Here is a 16,202-nt window from a genome sequence, read left to right as displayed (position 1 = left end):
GCATCGCCATCCCGTCCACAGGGAAGTCGCTTCCGCTGCAACACCGATGCACCCCGCCGCGCAACGCTCGGCGACCGCGGGGCGAACCGGGCGGATGCGGGGGAGTTGCCGGTGTTCACCGGGTTCAAGTAGACAAGCTACACCACATGTGAAACGGTTGCGAATCGAATAGGCCGAGAGTGGGAGGGGCGCCGGATGACCGCGACCATGACGACGGGGACGGCTCGCGCGCACGACGCGCCCGCCGAGCGGCTGGACGCGCTGGGCCGCCGCTGCCTCGCCGAGGCGCACGGATTCGTGACCGAGCGGGCGAAGGAACATTTCGCCGGACGCAGCGAGGGAGCACTTGCCGAAACCGCGGTGCCGGAGTTCGTCGCGGGCGGGAAATGCCTCCGCCCGCTTTTCGCCTACGTCGGGTGGCGGTGCGGGCAACCGGAATCCGAAGCGGCGATCCGCGCGGCCGCCGCGCTGGAACTGCTGCACTGCTTCGCCCTCGTCCAGGACGACGTGATGGACGGCTCGGCGCTGCGCCGCGGCCGCACCGCGCTGCACGTCCGGTTCGCCCGCTGGCACGAGGAACAGGGCTGGGCGGGCTCGGCGCCGCGGTTCGGCGAGTCCGCCGCGATCCTGTTCGGCGATCTGTTCCTGGTGTGGTCCGAGCAGATGCTGCGCGAAAGCGGGCTGGCGGCGGAGCAGCTGGCGCGGGGCTGGGCGCACTACGACGCGATGCGGGCCGAGCTGGCCGTCGGCCAGCTCGCCGACCTGGTGAACGACGCGCGGGCGCTGCCCAGCTGGGACACCCTGCTCGACGTCCTGCGCCGCAAGTCCGGCAACTACACGGTCCGGCGGCCGCTGGAGTTCGGGGCGGCGCTGGCCGGCTGCGGCCCGGAGCTGATGGCCGGGCTGGGCGAGTTCGGCAGCCTGGTGGGCGAGGCGTTCCAGCTCCGCGACGACCTGCTGGGCGTGTTCGGCGACCCGGTCGTCACGGGCAAGCCGGCCGGGCAGGACCTGCGCGAGCGCAAGGCGTCCAGCGTGGTGGTGCTCGCCGCGGCGATGGCCGATCGACGCCGGCAGGCCGAGTTCGCCGAGCTGCTGGAGCTGGAAACGGTGGACGACGAAGCGGTCGCGCGCTGGCGGGAACTCATCGTGGCCACCGGCGCGCGGGAGCGCATGGGCGAGCTGATCCGCGAACGCGCCGACAAGGCCCTGGCGGCGATCGACCCGGCGGTGGTCCCCCGGCACGCCGGTGACCTGCTCGCGGCACTGGCGGCCCGCTGCACGGAGCGGGACCGATGAAGACCGTGCCCGGACCGACGGACCGCGTCGTCGTCGTGGGTGCCGGCCTGTCCGGCCTCGCCGCCGCCCTGCACCTGGCCGGCCGCGGCCGGGAAGTCACCGTTCTCGAACGCGATCCCGGGCCCGGCGGCCGCGCGGGGCGCGTCGAACGGAACGGCTACCTGCTCGACACCGGCCCGACCGTGCTCACCATGCCGTCGATCCTGAGCGACACCTTCGGCGCGGTCGGCGCCGACCTCGCCACCGAACTGCCGCTGACCCGGCTCGACCCGGCGTACGTCGCCCGGTTCGCCGACGGCAGCACGCTGCCCGTGCACACCGACGCGGCCGCGATGACCGAGGCGGTCCGCGACTTCGCCGGCCCCGCCGAAGCCGCGGGCTACGCCCGGCTGCGCGAGTGGCTGACCCGGCTCTACCGAGCCGAATTCGGCCGGTTCATCGACGCGAACATCGACTCCCCGCTCGGCATGCTCCGGCCGGAACTGGCCCGGCTCGTGGCCCTGGGCGGGTTCCGGCGGCTCGACGGCCGGATCGGGGGGTTCCTGAGCGACGAGCGGCTGAAGCGGGTCTTCACCTTCCAGGCGCTCTACGCGGGCGAATCCCCCATGCGGGCGCTGGCCCTGTACGCGGTGATCTCGTACATGGACACCGTCGGCGGGGTGTACTTCCCGCCCGGCGGCATCGCCGCCCTGCCGCAGGCGCTCGCCCGCGTCGCGGCCGACGCCGGGGTCAAGTTCGGCTACGGCGACGCCGTCGGCGAACTCGAACGCGCCGGGTCCCGGGTCACCGCGGTCCGCACCGCTTCCGGGGCCCGCTACCCGTGCGACGCCGTCGTCCTCACCACCGAACTGCCCGAGAGCTACCGGCTGCTCGGACGGCGCCCGCGGCGGCCGGTCCCGCTGCGGGCCGCGCCGTCCGCGCTCGTCGTGCACGCCGGCGGCCCCGCCACGCACCCCGAGGTGGCGCACCACACCATCTCCTTCGGGCACGGCTGGCGGTCGACCTTCGACGAGCTCATCTCGCAGGGCCGGCGGATGAGCGATCCGTCGCTGCTGATCACCCGGCCGACCGCGTCCGATCCCGGGCTCGCCCCGCCCGGGCGCCAGCTCTACTCCGTGCTCGCCCCGGTGCCCAACCTCGACCGCGGCCCCGCGGACTGGGCGGCCGAAACGGACTCCTACGCGGAAGAGGTCCTCGACGTGGCCCGGGCCCGGCTGCTCCCCGGCTTCACCCCGGACTTCACGCACGTCATCGGCCCGGCCGAGTGGGCGGAGCGGGGCCTGGTCGCCGGGACGCCGTTCAGCTACGCCCATTCCTTCGGCCAGACCGGGCCGTTCCGGCCGCGGAACCTCCCCCGCGGGACGGACAACGTCGTCCTGGCCGGCGGCGCCACGGTGCCGGGCGTGGGCGTGCCGACCGTGCTCATCTCCGGCAGACTGGCGGCCGACCGGATCACCGGAGGGACGCGATGACCCGACGCGAACTCGACGCCGCCGGCATCCGCGAGCCCGGGCTGCGCGCGGCCTACACGTGGTGCCGCGAGCTCAACGCCCGGCACGGCCGCACGTACTTCCTCGCGACGCGGTTGCTGACCCCGGCGCAGCGGCCGGCGATCCACGCGCTCTACGGCTTCGCCCGCTGGCTCGACGACATCGTCGACGAACCGGACGACGACGCCACGCCCGAAACCCTCGACGCCCGGCTGCAGGAGGTCGAGCAGCGTTTCCTCGCCGACCTCGACGCCGGCGCGAGCGACGACCCGCTGCTGACCGCGGTGATCGACACGGCGGCCCGGTACACGCTCGCCAAGGCGTACTTCGAGGCGTTCTTCACCTCGATGCGGATGGACCTCACCGTCACCGGCTACGCCACCCGCGAGGAGCTCGACACGTACGTGCACGGTTCGGCCGAGGTGATCGGCCTGCAGGTGCTGCCGGTGCTCGGCACCGTCGCCCCGCGCGAAGAGGCCGAGCCGAGGGCCGCCGCGCTCGGCAAGGCCTTCCAGCTCACCAACTTCCTGCGCGACGTCGCCGAGGACCTGGACCGCGGCCGCGTCTACCTGCCGGCCGACGAATTGGCCGGGCACGGCGTCGACCGCGACCGGCTGCACTGGTGCGCCGCGCAGGGGCGGGCCGATCAGCCGGTCCGGGCCGCGATCCGCGACCAGATCGCCGTCACCCGCGACATCTACGCCGAGGCCGGGCCGGGTATCGCCATGCTGCACCCGATCTCCCGCCCGTGCGTGGCCACGGCGGCGAGGTTGTACGGCGGCATCCTCGACCGCATCGAGGACGCCGGCCACGACGTCTTCGCCGGGCGCGCGGCGGTTTCCCGCGGGCAGCGGCTGGCGGTGGCGTGCGGGGCGGTCGCGCGGACGCAGTGGGCCCGGCGGCGCCACCCCGCGCCGGCACTCCCGGTGGCGGTGGGCTGAGTGGGCAAGGCCGAATACCTCCTGGTGCTGGCCGCGTGCGTCCTGGTCACCTTGCCGCTGGAACTCGCCGGGGCACGCGTCTACCGGCAGCCCCGGCGGCTCGCGCGCGCGGTGCTGCCGGTCGCGCTGGTGTTCCTCGTCTGGGACGCGCTGGCGATCGCCGCCGGGGTCTGGGACTACGCACCCGAGCACGTCACCGGGCTCCGGGCCCCCTTCGCCGTGCCGCTGGAGGAAATCCTGTTCTTCGTGGTGATCCCCGTCTGCGGCGTGCTGACCTACGAAATCGTCCAGCTCACCCTCGCGGTGCTCCGGCGGTCCGGCAGGCAGGAGGTCCGCCGGTGATCCCGTGGGGCTACACCGTGCCCGCGGCCGCCGCGGTGGCCGCGGTCGTGCTGGCCGAACTCTTCCTGCTGCGCACGGGGTTGTTCCGCCGGCCCGCGTACTGGATCACCATCGCCATCGTGACGGCGTTCCAGATCCCGGTGGACGGCTGGCTGACCAAGCTCTCCGACCCGATCGTGCGCTACGCCCCGCAGCACATCACGAACTGGCGCGTGCCCTGGGACATCCCGGTCGAGGACTTCCTCTTCGGCTTCGCGCTGGTGACCGCGGTGCTGCTCGTGTGGGAACGAACCGGCCCCCGGGAGGAGCGAGCATGAACGCGATGGCCAAGGACGGTCTCCCCCGCGGCGCGGTGCCGTCGGCCTTCGACACCGAAGCGCGGTGGTACGACCGGCTGGTGGGCGCCAATCCGGGCTACCACGAGCACCTCCGGCTCTCGGCCCAGCGGCTGGAGCTCCCGGCGGACGGGACGGGCCTGCGGCTGCTGGACGCCGGCTGCGGCACCGGCGCGTCGACGGCCGCGCTCGTGTCCGTCGCGCCCGGCGCGCAGGTCACCGCGTTCGACGCCTCCGGGGAGATGCTCGCCCAGGCCCGGGCGAAGGAGTGGCCGGACGGCGTCACGTTCGTCCACACGCCGGTCGAGGACCTCGACGGCATCTCGGGCCCGTTCGACGCGGTCCTCGCCGCGTACCTGCTGCGGAACCTCACCGAACCGACCCGGCAGCTGCGGCGGCTGCGCGGGCTGCTGCGCCCCGGCGGCCGCATCGCGGTCCACGAGTACTCCGTCCACGACTCACGGCGCGCCCGGTGGGTGTGGAACGCGGTCTGCGCGGGCGTGATCATCCCGCTCGGGAAGGTCACCACCGGCGACGCGACCCTCTACCGCCACCTGCGCCGCAGCGTCCTGGAATTCGACGGGATCGCCGCGCTCGCCCGCCGGCTCACCGACGCCGGCTTCACCGACGTCCGCACCGCCTCGATGCCCGGCTGGCAGAACGGCATCGTCCACACCGTCCTCGGCACCAACCCGCAGGAGCACCCGTGACCCGCCCCCTCGGCACCGACCGCCGGATCGAGACGCGCCCGGCCCCGCCCGGCCTGGCCGACGCCGGGCTGCTCGGCCGGCGCCCCACGGCGGCGGTCGTCGGCGGCGGCATCGCGGGCCTCACCGCGGCCACCGGGCTGGCCGAGCGAGGCGTCACGGTGACGCTCTTCGAGCGCGACGGCCACCTCGGCGGGCGGGTCGGCGGCTGGGCCGACCGGCTGCCGGACGGCACCGCGGTGACGATGAGCCGGGGCTTCCACGCCTTCTTTCGCCAGTACTACAACCTGCGGTCGCTGCTCATGCGCACCGATCCCCGGCTCGACCGGCTGACCCCGCTGGCCGACTACCCGCTGCTGGACGCCCAGGGCCGGACGGACACCTTCGCGGGGCTCCCCCGGACACCGCCGTGGAACGCGCTGGCGTTCGCCTGGCGCAGCCCGACGTTCACCCCGCGGGACCTGGTGCGCATCAACGGCCGCGGCGCCCTGCCGCTGGCGACGGTCAGCGTCCCGGAGACCTACCACCGGCTCGACGGCACCGACGCGGCGAGCTTCCTCGACGCGATCAACTTCCCCGAAGCGGCCAAGCACCTGGCGTTCGAGGTGTTCTCGCGGAGCTTCTTCGCCGATCCCCGCGAGCTGTCCGCGGCGGAGCTGGCGACCATGTTCCACCTGTACTTCCTGGGCTCCAGCGAAGGTCTCGTGTTCGACGTGCCGGCCGAGCCGTTCCCGCAGGCGCTGTGGGACCCCCTCGCCGGCTACCTGGCCGGCCGCCGCGTCACCATCCGGACCGGCACGCCGGTGGCCTCGCTCGACCGCATCTCCGACGGGTTCGCGATCACGACGGCCGAGGACACCGCGCGGTTCGACTCCGTGGTGCTCGCCTGTGACGTGCGGGGGCTGCGCGAGATCGTCGCCGCGTCACCCGGCCTCGGCACGCCGGAGTGGCGGGCCGGCGTGGCCGGATTGCGCACGGCACCGCCGTTCCTCGTCCGCCGGCTCTGGCTCGACCGGCCCGTCGATGCCGCCCGGCCGCCCTTCCTGGGCACCGGGAGCGTGCCGCCGCTGGACAACATCAGCCTGCTCGACCGCTACGAGGGCGAGGCACGGCGGTGGGCGGCCCGCACCGGCGGCTCGGTCGTGGAGCTGCACGCGTACGCGGCCACGACCGACGACCGCGAGCCGCTGGCGAAAGCCGTGGACGACCGGCTGCACGCGATCTACCCCGAGACGCTCGCCGCGCGGGTGACGGCGTCGATTTCCTTGTGGCGCGAGGATTGCCCGCTCTTCGGGCTCGGCGACTTCGCGCGGCGTCCGACAGTCGGGACACCGGACCCGGCGCTGGCGCTGGCCGGCGACGGTGTGCGGATCGACCTCCCGGTCGCGCTGATGGAACGCGCGGCCACCACCGGCTGGGCCGCGGCCAACACCCTCCTGGCGGGCTGGGGCCTCGCCGGGCACCCGCTGCGCTCGGTGCCCAACCGCGGCCGCATCCGCCTGCTGAACCGGCTCGCCGCGACGAAGCACTTCGGCGGGTGAGCGGGGTGCCGGACCACGAAGTCGTCATCGTCGGCGCCGGGCTCGCCGGGCTGGCCGCCGCCATCACCCTGCACCGGGCCGGGGTGCCGAGCACGGTGCTGGAAGCCGCGGACGACGTCGGCGGCCGCGTGCGCACCGACGTCGTCGACGGCTTCCGCCTAGACCGCGGGTTCCAGATCCTCAACCCGGCCTACCCGGCGATCCGGCGCCTGGCCGACGTCGGCGCCCTGGACCTCGGCCGGTTCTGGCGCGCGGTCCGGGTGGCCGACGACGACCGCGTCTCCCTTCTGGGGAACCCGCTGGACACGCCCAAGGCGCTGCGCGACATCGCGGCCCGGCGATACCTGTCGGCGAAGGACCTGGCCGCGCTGGGCGCGCTGTCCGCCCGCGTCGCCGCGGGTCCGGCCCGGTCGATCATCGACCGCGCCGACCGCACGACGCTCGACGAACTGCGCCACGCCGGCGTGTCGGCGCGGGCGGTGGAAACCGTGTTCCGGCCGTTCCTGTCCGGGGTGTTCCTGGAGCGCGAACTGGCCACCTCGGCCCGGTTCTTCCAGCTGGTGTGGCGCAGCTTCCTGCGCTCGGCGCCGTCGTTGCCGGCGCTGGGCATGGGCGAGCTGCCGCGGCAGCTCGCCCGGGTGCTGCCGACATCTTCCGTCCACCTGGGCACGCCGGTCGAGGAGGTCCGGCCGGGCCGGGTCCGCACGGCGGACGGCGCGGTGTGGACGGCACGCGCGGTCGTCGTCGCGACCGACGGGTCCACGGCCGCCCGGCTCACCGGGGTCGCCCGGCCGCGGTGGAACAGCGGGATGACGTGGTACTTCGCCCCACCGCGGTCACCGTTGCGCGAGCCGGTCATCGTGATCGACGCCCGTGGCGGACCGGTCACCAGCACCAGCGTCCTCAGCGAGGTGTGCCCCACCTACGCCCCGCCGGGGGCGGCACTGGTGAGCGCGTCGGCGTTGACGACGCTGCCCGAACCCGAGGTGCGCCGGGCGCTGGGCCGGATGTACCGCACGGACGCGACGCGGTGGCCGCTGGTCGCCCGGTACGAGATCGCCCACGGGCTCCCGGCGATGCCACCACCGCACGAGCTCCGGCGTGCCGTCCGCTTGGGCGAGGGCCGATACGTGTGCGGGGACCACCGGGACACGAGCTCGCTCCAAGGCGCCCTGGCGTCCGGCACCCGGGCGGCCCGCGCGGTGCTCGCCGACCTCGGCCGGTCGAGCGGGACGGGCCGAGCGGACCGCTGAGCGCGTCCCGCACTACGACATCCGGGCGGAAATTCGCTTCCCGCACGGCGAAAACCGCCGCGGCCGCGAAGATCACCCCGTACCGGGTGTGCCGGAGCGTCGCTGAACCGAGTGAACCCGCCCGGCGAGCCACGGTGTTCCGGGGCGGCGAACCCATGGTTTGCGTGGTCCCGATCCGGTTCCGTAGCCCGTTGAGCTCCTTGACACAGGGCGCTCCGAGTGACGATTCCCCTGCTGCTAACGAAATCCGGCGTTCTCCGTCTTCCCGAGGCAACCCGCAATAATCCCGCCTTCGGAAGGAAGTCCATGTCGCGGAGATCATTGTTCGTCGCGCTGATCACGGTCAGCGCCTTGCTCACCCCGGCCGCGGTGGCGGCCGCGGCGCCGCCGGGGGTCGATCCGGCCACCGTCGACCTCACGCTCTCCGCCGGGCAGAGCACCACCATCACCAAGCACGTCACCACCTCCGCCGTCCCCCCGAACCCCGACCTCGTCCTGCTCGCCGACACCACCGGCAGCATGGCCGGCGCGATCGACAACGTCCGCACGAACGCCGGTGCCATCACCGGGGACGTCCTCGCCGCGCAGCCGACCGCCCAGTTCGGCGTCGCCGAGTACAAGGACTTCACCGACTCCGTGCCGTTCAAGGTCAACCAGGGCATCACCGGCGACACCGCCGCGGTGCAGACCGGGATCAACCAGTGGACCGCGTCCGGCGGCGGTGACCTCCCGGAAGCCGACCTCAACGCGCTCTACGAACTGGCCTCCGGCGCGGTCACCTTCCGCCCGGACGGCACCCGCATCATCGCCTGGTTCGGTGACGCGCCGTCGCACGACCCCAGCGGCGGGCACACCCTGGCCCAGACCATCGACGCGCTCAAGGCGGCGAACATCCGCGTGGTCGCGGTCAACGTCGGTGCGCTGGACGCCGACGGCCAGGCGAGCGCGATCGCCACGGCCACCGGCGGCGTGCTGCTGAACAACGTGCCGTCGAACCAGGTGTCGCAGGCCATCCTCGCCGGCATCAAGTCCATCGAGGTCACGGTGACGCCGAAGGTCACCACCTGCGACCCGCAGCTGACGCTCACCAACGCCCCGGCGAGCGTCAAGGTGCCCAGCGGGGACGTCGCGACGTTCACCGAGACCGTCGCCGCCAAGGCCGACGCCGCGCCCGGCACCTACCACTGCACGGTCGACTACCTGGTCGACGGCGTGTCCCGCGGGTTCGTCGAGACGACGACGGTGCGGGTGCTCGGCCTGAGCATCAACGACGTCACGGTGAACGAAGGCTCCGGCGGCGCGCCGGTGCCGGCCACCTTCACCGTGTCGCTGCTCGGCGGCGCGAGCCCGAACCCGGTGTCGGTGCACTACGCCACCGCGAACGGCACGGCGACCGCACCGGCCGACTACCAGGCGGCGAGCGGCGACGTGACCTTCGCACCCGGCGAAACGACCAAGCCGGTGACCGTCCTGGTCAACCCGGACACCATCGACGAGCCGGACGAGACGTTCACCGTCACCCTGTCGGCGCCGTCCGGCGCCGGGCTGGTCGACCCGACCGGCGTCGGCACGATCGTCGACGACGACCGCGACGGCGTCTTCTCCTGCACCGGCACCGCCGCGAACGTCATCGGCATCACCGCGGCCGTGGCGAACCCGGCGAACCTGCCCTGCGCCGACGACAGCAAGACCGTCCTCGACGCGACGCTCAACGCCGGCCTGATCAAGGTGGAGACCCACGCGCTGACGGCCTCGACCGACCTGGCCCCCGACAACCAGTCGGCGGCTCCGGCGGCCGGTGACCACGCTCAGGCCTCGGCCAAGATCGACAAGACGGTGATCAGCACGGTCGGGCTGACCATCGAGCTGGGCGTGATCCAGTCCCAGGCGGCGGCGACCTGCCAGCCGGCTCCGGGCGGGCTGGCCCCGGCGCTGACCGGCAGCTCGAGCGTCGCCTCGCTGAAGATCAACGGCGTCCCGGTCACAGTGGGCACGGCCCCGGTGACCATCGCGCTGGTCATCGGCTCGCTGAAGCTGAACGGCCAGACCATCGCGAACGGCGTCGTGAAGCAGCAGGCCGTCGCGCTGGAAACCCCGCTGGCGAAGATCGTGCTGGCGGAGTCGCAGGCCGACGTGCACGGCACCGCCGCGCACCCGGCGGGCAACCCTTGCCGGCGTTGATCCGGTGAACCACCCGGGGCGGGCGGATTCCGCCCGCCCCGGGCCCGCCGGCCGCCACGCCTACCCGGCGGGCTGATCCGCGGTCGGCATCGGTTCGAGCGTCTCACCCGCCAACCAGCTTGCGGAACAACGTCTCCGCCTGGAAAGCGGGCCAGTCGCGGGGAAGGTGCCCGGCCGGCAGGTGCGGATCGCGGCGGACGACGTGCAGCCAGTCCGAGTGCAGCATCAGCTGCCGCGTCAGATCGTCCGGGAACGACGGCTTCCCGCCGTCCCACTTCTCCATGAAGTCGTGGTAGCGCGAGGCGATCGTCGCCGTGTCAAAGGCTTTGCGGACGAGCTCGGCCGCTTCCGTCGGCTTCGCCGGGTGCGCCGTGAAGACGGTGACGTGCCCGTCGAGGCCGAGCTGCTCGACGATGGCCGTCACGTCCCGGGCGCCGGGGGCGACCCACAAGCCGTTCTGCAGCAGGCCGAACCCGGCCCAGGTCAGTTGCCTGCGCAGGTCGTGCCGGTCGCCGCGGCGGGTGTCGGGCAAGGAGAAGCCGACCAGGGTCCAGCCGCCGTCCTCGGCCCGGTTGACCGCGCCGGTCTCCCAGATCCGCCGCCTGCCGTCCTCGAGGACCGCGGCGAGACGCTCGCTGAGTCCGAAGTAGACCTTCCGCCCGTGCCGGTGGCGGGTCAGCAAGCCGGTGCCCGCCATGCGGGTCAGCGTCGAGCGGACCGCCTCCTCCGAGACGCCGACGCGGCCGAACACGTCGATCACGCTGCCCGAATAGATCGCGCTCGCCCGGCCGAGCAGGTGGATGCCCAGGAACGTGAGCATGACGGACTTCGGGCGGGGCCCGGAGGTCTCGGCGGGGTGCGTCACGGACGCCAGCGTAACCCGGCCACTTGATGTTGTGCACAATATTGACGGCCGTCATGCCCCTGACTAACGTTGGGGCCCGCTAACCCGTCGTCCGCACCCGGACGAACCAGCCCTCCGCAGTGCCCCGCCCCCGAAGACGAGGGTGAACCTCATGAGCACTCAGCTCCGCAGAGCCGTCGCGTCCAGCTTCCTCGGCAGTCTCATCGAGTACTACGACTTCCTTCTCTACGCCACGGCGAGCGCGGTGGTCTTCGGCAAGGTCTTCTTCGCCGACCTCGATCCGGCACTGGCCACGGTCGCCAGCTTCGGCACGTTCACCACCGGCTACCTCGCCCGCCCGCTCGGCGGCCTGATCTTCGGCCACTTCGGCGATCGCCTGGGCCGCAAGCGGATGCTCGTGCTGACGATGACCCTGATGGGCGTCGCGAGCTTCCTGATCGGCCTGCTGCCCGGCTACGACCAGATCGGCCCGGTCGCCCCGCTCGGCCTGGTCCTGCTCCGCGTCGTCCAGGGCATCGCGGTCGGCGGCGAGTGGGGCGGCGCCGTGCTGATGTCCGCCGAACACGCGCGGTCCCGGCGCGGCCTGTGGGCCGGCTTCACCAACGCCGGCGCGCCGAGCGGCATGGTCGTTTCGACGCTCGTCATGTCCGCCACCGCCGGGCTCACCTCCGAAGCGGACTTCCTCGCCTGGGGCTGGCGGATCCCGTTCCTGCTCAGCATCGTCCTGCTCGCCATCGGCCTGTTCGTGCGGTCCCGCGTCGACGAGACGCCCGCGTTCCTGGCCGCCCGCAAGGAAGGACGCCGCCGGCTCCCGGTCGTCGCCGTGCTGCGGGACCACCCGCGGGTGCTGCTGCTGAGCGTCGGCGTCGGGCTCGCCGCGTTCGTCGTCCAGGCCACGCTGACCACGTTCGTGCTCGCCTACGGCGTCCAGCACGGACACCCGCGCCAAGAGGTGCTCAACGCGCTCACCCTGTCCTCGGCCTGCGCGGTGGCCGGGATACTGCTGTGGTCGGCGCTGTCCGACCGGATCGGACGGCGCCCGGTCGTCCTGGCCGGCGTGGCCGCCATGGCGATCTTCGGGTTCCTGCTGTTCCCGATGGTCCGCAGCGGCAGCGGGCTGCTGCTGGTCCTGGCGCTGGTGATCGGCCAGGGCGTGATCCACCCGATGATGTACGGCCCACTGGCCGCCCTCTATTCCGAGCTCTTCGCCACCGAAAACCGGTACACCGGCGCGTCGCTGGGCTACCAGCTCGCCGGGCTCGGCGCCGGGTTCGCCCCGCTGATCTTCGCCGAGCTCCAGCGCGCCAACGGCGGCGGTTCGACCACTCCGGTGTCGTGGACCATTGCCGCGTTCTGCGTCCTCTCCGCCGTCTGCGTGCTGGCGCTGCGGGAGACGCACCGCCGCGACCTCACGCCGGAGGCGGCCGTCCCCGCGGCCGCCCAGCGGGAAGGAAACCGACGATGAGCCGGTGGCTGCGCCGGGTCGGCGCCGTCGCCGTGACGATGCTGACCGCGTTCGGCCTCACGACGGGCAGCACGGCGCAGGCCGCCACCCCCGCGCACTACACCGGCGTGCTGCCGGACGGCGCGAGCTGGGTGGCGGACGTGCCGGGCGCCTGGAACGGGACCGTCATCCTCTACAGCCACGGCTTCGGCCCCCTGGAAGCGCGCGACGCCCCGGACGAGCCGACCGGGCAGGCCCTGCTCGCGGCCGGCTACGCGCTCGTCGGCTCCTCCTACAGCGGACCTTCGTGGTGGGCGCTCGCCTCCGCCCCGCGGGACCAGTTCGCCTCGCTCGACGAGCTCGTCCGGAAGATCGGCGAGCCCCGCCGCACGATCGCGTGGGGCACGTCGATGGGCGGGCTGGTCAGCGCGCTCGAAGCCGAGTCCGGAAACGGGCGGCTCGACGGTGCGCTGACCACCTGCGGCCTGGTCGCCGGGGCGTTGAACCTGAACAACTACCAGCTCGACGGCGAGTACGCACTGTCCCGCCTGCTCGCGCCGACGCAGCCGGTGAAGCTCGTCCGCTACGCGAGCGCCGAGGAAGCGAGCGCGGCCGGCGCGGCGCTGACGAAGATCGTCACCGACGGCCAGGGCACCGCGGCCGGCCGGGCGCGGATCGCCCTCGGTGCCGCGCTGATGAACACCCCGCCGTGGCTGACCGGGGACGCGCCGCCCGGGCCCGCCGACTACGCGGGTCAGGAACAGCAACAGCAGCAGGCCCTGGCGCAGTTCGTGCTCGGGTTCGTGATGTCCGGCCGCTACCAGATCGAACTGGCGGCCGGCGGGAACAGCGCGTTCAACGCCGGCGTCGACTACCGCGCGCTGCTGTCCGGCAGCCCGCTGGCGCGGCAGGTCCGGGCGCTGTACCGCACCGCGGGCCTCGACCTCGACGCCGACCTGGCCGAGCTGACCCGCCACGCGGACATCAAGCCCGATCGGCAGGCTGTCGGGACGCTCGCCCGCACGTCGACGGCGACCGGGCGGCTCCGCGTCCCGGAGCTCACCATCCACACCACCGCGGATCACCTGGTTCCGGTCGAGCAGGAGAACCGGTACGCCCACCGGGTCCGCGCGGCGGGCCGGGAACCGTTGCTGCGGCAGGCTTACGTCGACGCGGCCGGGCACTGCGCGTTCCGGCCGTCGGAGACCCTGGCGGCGTTGCACGCCCTGGAATCCCGCGTCGAAACCGGCCACTGGCCCGACCTCCGGCCCGAGCACCTCAACGCGGCCGCGGCCGGGCTCGGTGCGCCGGGCCGCTACCTCCGCTACACGCCGGCGCCGCTCACCGGCTCGGACCGCTGAGCCGAGGGGGCGGCCGGCTGCGCCGGCCGTCCCTTGCGTCTCGGTAAATCATTAGTTGCCGAACTTGCATTTGTAGTTAATCCGTGCTGACTCTAGCGTGGTCGGCATGAACCTCACCGTCCTCGCGGCGTCCGGCCGGACCGGACTCGCACTCACCCGGGAAGCCATGCGGCGCGGGCACACCGTCACCGCGATCGCCCGCGACCCGGACCGCATCGCCGTTCCGGATTCGGCCCGGCTGCACAAAGTGGCGGGCGACGTCGAAGATCCGGCGAGCATCGCCCTCGCCGGCTCGACCGTCCTTTCCGGACTCGGCACCGACCGGGCGGGGGTGCTGCTGGCGGGCGCGAAGGCGGTGGTCGCCGCCGGGCCGTCGCGGATCATCTGGCTCGGCGCGTACGGCACGGGCAAGTCGGCCGAGGTGGCCGGCGCCGCCGCCGGTGCCCTCGCGTCGATGCTGGGCGATCGGCTGGGCGACAAGATCGAGGCCGACGAGACGATCCTCGCCGCCGGCGGCACGGTGTTCCACGCCGGACTCCTCACCGACGGCCCGGAGAGCCCCGGGCGGCGCACGGTCGGGCTGGAAGCCGGACCACCGCTGGACTTCGCCGCGGTGATCAGCCGGGCGACGGTCGCCGCGGCGATGCTCGACGAGGCCGAAACGCCCCGCTTCCCGGGCACGATCGCGCTCCCGCTGCCTGACTAGCTCGGCCGGCGGGGAGCCGCCGGGGTCAGGCGGTGATCTCCTCGAAGGCGGCCTGCACCTGGTCGCGCAGCCAGGTGTGGGCCGGGTCCGAGTCGTAGCGCTGGTGCCAGGTGCAGCAGATCTCCGCGGCCGGGGATCCGGTCGGCAGCGGGCGGGTGATCAGCCCGAACGCGTCGATGAGCGGACGGCTGAGGACGGCCGTGCAGCTGACCAGCGCGTCGCTGCGGACGACCAGCTGCAGCGCGGTGGCGAGGGTCGCCACGGACGCGATCACGCGGCGGCGCAGGCCGTCCGCGGCCAGCACTTCGTCGATCGGTGCCGTGAGGCGGCCGCGGCGGGAGACCAGCACGTGCGGGTGAGCCGCGAACTCCCGCAGGTCGAGGCCGCCGGCCGCCGGGTGGCCCCGGCGCATCGCCACCACCAGGGTGTCGTGTCCGAGCACCGCCGACCGGAACTCCGGCAGGTGCGGCCGGCCACCGCCGATCTCCAGGTCGACGCGGCCGTGGCGCAGGTCGTCGGTGTCGGCGGAGTGCTCGGCCAGCACCCGCAGCCGCACGCCGGGAGCCTGCTCCCGGATCCGGTCGGCCAGCACCGGGACGACCGACGCGGCCGGCGCGTCGTGGCACTGGATCGTGAAGACGCGGTCCAGTTCGCCGAGGTTCAGCTCGCGGACCGGCAGGAGCACCTCGCGAGCCCGCCGGACCAGCCGGTGCACGTCCTCGCGGATCGCCACGGCGTACGGCGTGGGCACCATCGTGTGGCCGGTGCGGACCAGGATGTCGTCGCCGGTCACCGCCCGCAGCCGGCCGAGGGTGCGGCTGACCGCCGGTGACGACAGGTGCAGCCGCTCGGCCGCGCCCATGACGCTGCCCTCTTCCAGCAGCGCGTCGAGCACCGTGAGCAAGTTCAAGTCGAGTTGCACGAACGCAAGACAACCACAGGAGTTGGGACGAACCATGAGCCAGGACCTGATCACCGCCACCGCCGCTGCCGTCCGCGAGGCGGGGGCCCGGATGCTGGAGCGCTACTCCCCCGCGTCCCGCCCGTCCGGGCTGACCGAACTGCTGAAGAGCCTGCACGCCAACGACACCGCCGTCACCGACGTGCTGCGGCCGGCGTTGACCGCGATCCGGCCGGAGGCGCAGTGGCTCGACGACGAACACGGCTCCGGGCCGATGCCCGCGGGCGAGTGGTGGCTCATCGACCCCGTGGGCGGCAACATGAACGCCGTGCAGGGCATGCCCGACTGGAACATCGGCGTGAGCCTCGTCCGCGACGGGCGTCCTGTGCTGGCAGCGCTCTTCTTCCCGGTGCTCGGCGAACTGTTCACCGCCCGCGAAGGCGGTGGGGCACACTTCAACGGCGAGCGGCTGCAGGTCTCCGCCAAGACGTCGCTGGACGGCGCGCTGACGGGCACCGGCCAGGCCCAGGCCGGCCAGGACGCCGAGCTCCTGGCCCGGATGGGCCGTTCGTTCACCGCGATGTCGGAGCACGCGCTGTACGTGCGGATCTCCGTCCCGGTGAGTCACCAGCTCGCCCAGGTCGCCGCGGGCCGGATGGACCTGCACTGGCAGTTCGACAACGTCCGCTCCCACGCCGCCGGCGTGCTGCTGGTCCAGGAAGCCGGTGGCGTCGTCACCGGCCTCGACGGCGAGCCGTGGGACCTGATGAGCCAGGCGTACCTGGCCGCCGCGCCCGGGGTGCACGCCGCCGCGCTGAAGGTCCTCACCGCCTGAGCGC

The 16,202-nt window shown here is 73.5% G+C and carries 15 protein-coding genes; 13 read left to right on the top strand and 2 right to left on the bottom strand.

Features of this window, described 5'->3' with window-relative positions:
* Positions 1-195 precede the first annotated feature (195 nt).
* From ACFVYA_RS07900 to ACFVYA_RS07860, 9 genes are all read left to right on the top strand, one after another.
* The gene (locus ACFVYA_RS07900; RefSeq protein WP_387043555.1) at positions 196-1,296 is read left to right on the top strand and encodes a polyprenyl synthetase family protein; all 1,101 of its coding nucleotides are present in this window, start codon (positions 196-198) and stop codon (positions 1,294-1,296) included.
* Positions 1,293-2,768, top strand: coding sequence for a phytoene desaturase family protein (gene crtI / locus ACFVYA_RS07895; RefSeq protein WP_387043553.1), 1,476 nt, complete (start codon positions 1,293-1,295; stop codon positions 2,766-2,768). Before ACFVYA_RS07900 ends, crtI begins: the two co-directional genes overlap by 4 nt.
* Positions 2,765-3,727, top strand: coding sequence for a phytoene/squalene synthase family protein (locus tag ACFVYA_RS07890; RefSeq protein WP_387043551.1), 963 nt, complete (start codon positions 2,765-2,767; stop codon positions 3,725-3,727). The genes crtI and ACFVYA_RS07890 overlap by 4 nt, the downstream gene beginning before the upstream one ends.
* Complete coding sequence (locus ACFVYA_RS07885) at positions 3,728-4,069, top strand: lycopene cyclase domain-containing protein (protein WP_387043550.1); 342 nt, start codon at positions 3,728-3,730, stop codon at positions 4,067-4,069.
* Positions 4,066-4,386, top strand: a complete 321-nt coding sequence (locus tag ACFVYA_RS07880; RefSeq protein ID WP_285991142.1) for a lycopene cyclase domain-containing protein — start codon at positions 4,066-4,068, stop codon at positions 4,384-4,386. The genes ACFVYA_RS07885 and ACFVYA_RS07880 overlap by 4 nt, the downstream gene beginning before the upstream one ends.
* Positions 4,383-5,114, top strand: a complete 732-nt coding sequence (locus ACFVYA_RS07875; RefSeq protein ID WP_387043548.1) for a class I SAM-dependent methyltransferase — start codon at positions 4,383-4,385, stop codon at positions 5,112-5,114. Before ACFVYA_RS07880 ends, ACFVYA_RS07875 begins: the two co-directional genes overlap by 4 nt.
* The gene (locus ACFVYA_RS07870; protein WP_387043546.1) at positions 5,111-6,652 is read left to right on the top strand and encodes an FAD-dependent oxidoreductase; all 1,542 of its coding nucleotides are present in this window, start codon (positions 5,111-5,113) and stop codon (positions 6,650-6,652) included. The genes ACFVYA_RS07875 and ACFVYA_RS07870 overlap by 4 nt, the downstream gene beginning before the upstream one ends.
* Positions 6,649-7,905 carry an NAD(P)/FAD-dependent oxidoreductase gene (locus ACFVYA_RS07865; protein WP_387043544.1) on the top strand — a complete coding sequence of 419 codons (1,257 nt, stop codon included), beginning with the start codon at positions 6,649-6,651 and terminating at the stop codon, positions 7,903-7,905. Before ACFVYA_RS07870 ends, ACFVYA_RS07865 begins: the two co-directional genes overlap by 4 nt.
* A 306-nt stretch (positions 7,906-8,211) precedes the next feature.
* Positions 8,212-10,086, top strand: a complete 1,875-nt coding sequence (locus ACFVYA_RS07860) for a Calx-beta domain-containing protein (protein WP_387043542.1) — start codon at positions 8,212-8,214, stop codon at positions 10,084-10,086.
* A gap of 103 nt (positions 10,087-10,189) precedes the next feature.
* Here ACFVYA_RS07860 and ACFVYA_RS07855 read toward each other — a convergent pair whose 3' ends face one another.
* A complete protein-coding gene (locus ACFVYA_RS07855; protein WP_387043541.1) occupies positions 10,190-10,951 on the bottom strand; it encodes a PaaX family transcriptional regulator C-terminal domain-containing protein in 762 nt (253 codons plus the stop codon).
* A gap of 151 nt (positions 10,952-11,102) precedes the next feature.
* On the opposite strand from ACFVYA_RS07855, the gene ACFVYA_RS07850 reads away from it, so the two are divergent.
* The 3 genes from ACFVYA_RS07850 (at position 11,103) to ACFVYA_RS07840 (ending at position 14,462) form a co-directional block, all read left to right on the top strand.
* Positions 11,103-12,416 carry an MFS transporter gene (locus ACFVYA_RS07850; RefSeq protein ID WP_387043539.1) on the top strand — a complete coding sequence of 438 codons (1,314 nt, stop codon included), beginning with the start codon at positions 11,103-11,105 and terminating at the stop codon, positions 12,414-12,416.
* Positions 12,413-13,756, top strand: coding sequence for an alpha/beta hydrolase (locus ACFVYA_RS07845; RefSeq protein WP_387043537.1), 1,344 nt, complete (start codon positions 12,413-12,415; stop codon positions 13,754-13,756). The genes ACFVYA_RS07850 and ACFVYA_RS07845 overlap by 4 nt, the downstream gene beginning before the upstream one ends.
* Positions 13,757-13,862: 106 nt before the next feature.
* A complete protein-coding gene (locus ACFVYA_RS07840) occupies positions 13,863-14,462 on the top strand; it encodes an NAD(P)-dependent oxidoreductase (protein WP_387043535.1) in 600 nt (199 codons plus the stop codon).
* 25 nt (positions 14,463-14,487) lie between these two features.
* Here ACFVYA_RS07840 and ACFVYA_RS07835 read toward each other — a convergent pair whose 3' ends face one another.
* A complete protein-coding gene (locus tag ACFVYA_RS07835; protein ID WP_387043533.1) occupies positions 14,488-15,384 on the bottom strand; it encodes a LysR family transcriptional regulator in 897 nt (298 codons plus the stop codon).
* A 34-nt stretch (positions 15,385-15,418) separates the two neighbouring features.
* Between ACFVYA_RS07835 and ACFVYA_RS07830 the strand changes: the two genes are divergently transcribed.
* Positions 15,419-16,198 carry an inositol monophosphatase family protein gene (locus tag ACFVYA_RS07830; RefSeq protein ID WP_387043531.1) on the top strand — a complete coding sequence of 260 codons (780 nt, stop codon included), beginning with the start codon at positions 15,419-15,421 and terminating at the stop codon, positions 16,196-16,198.
* Positions 16,199-16,202: the final 4 nt, after the last annotated feature.

It is taken from the genome of Amycolatopsis sp. NPDC058278 (assembly GCF_042881395.1).
Classification (GTDB): Bacteria; Actinomycetota; Actinomycetes; order Mycobacteriales; family Pseudonocardiaceae; genus Amycolatopsis.
Note: the sequence above shows the minus strand (reverse complement) of the source record. Positions and strands in the feature narration are given on the sequence as shown.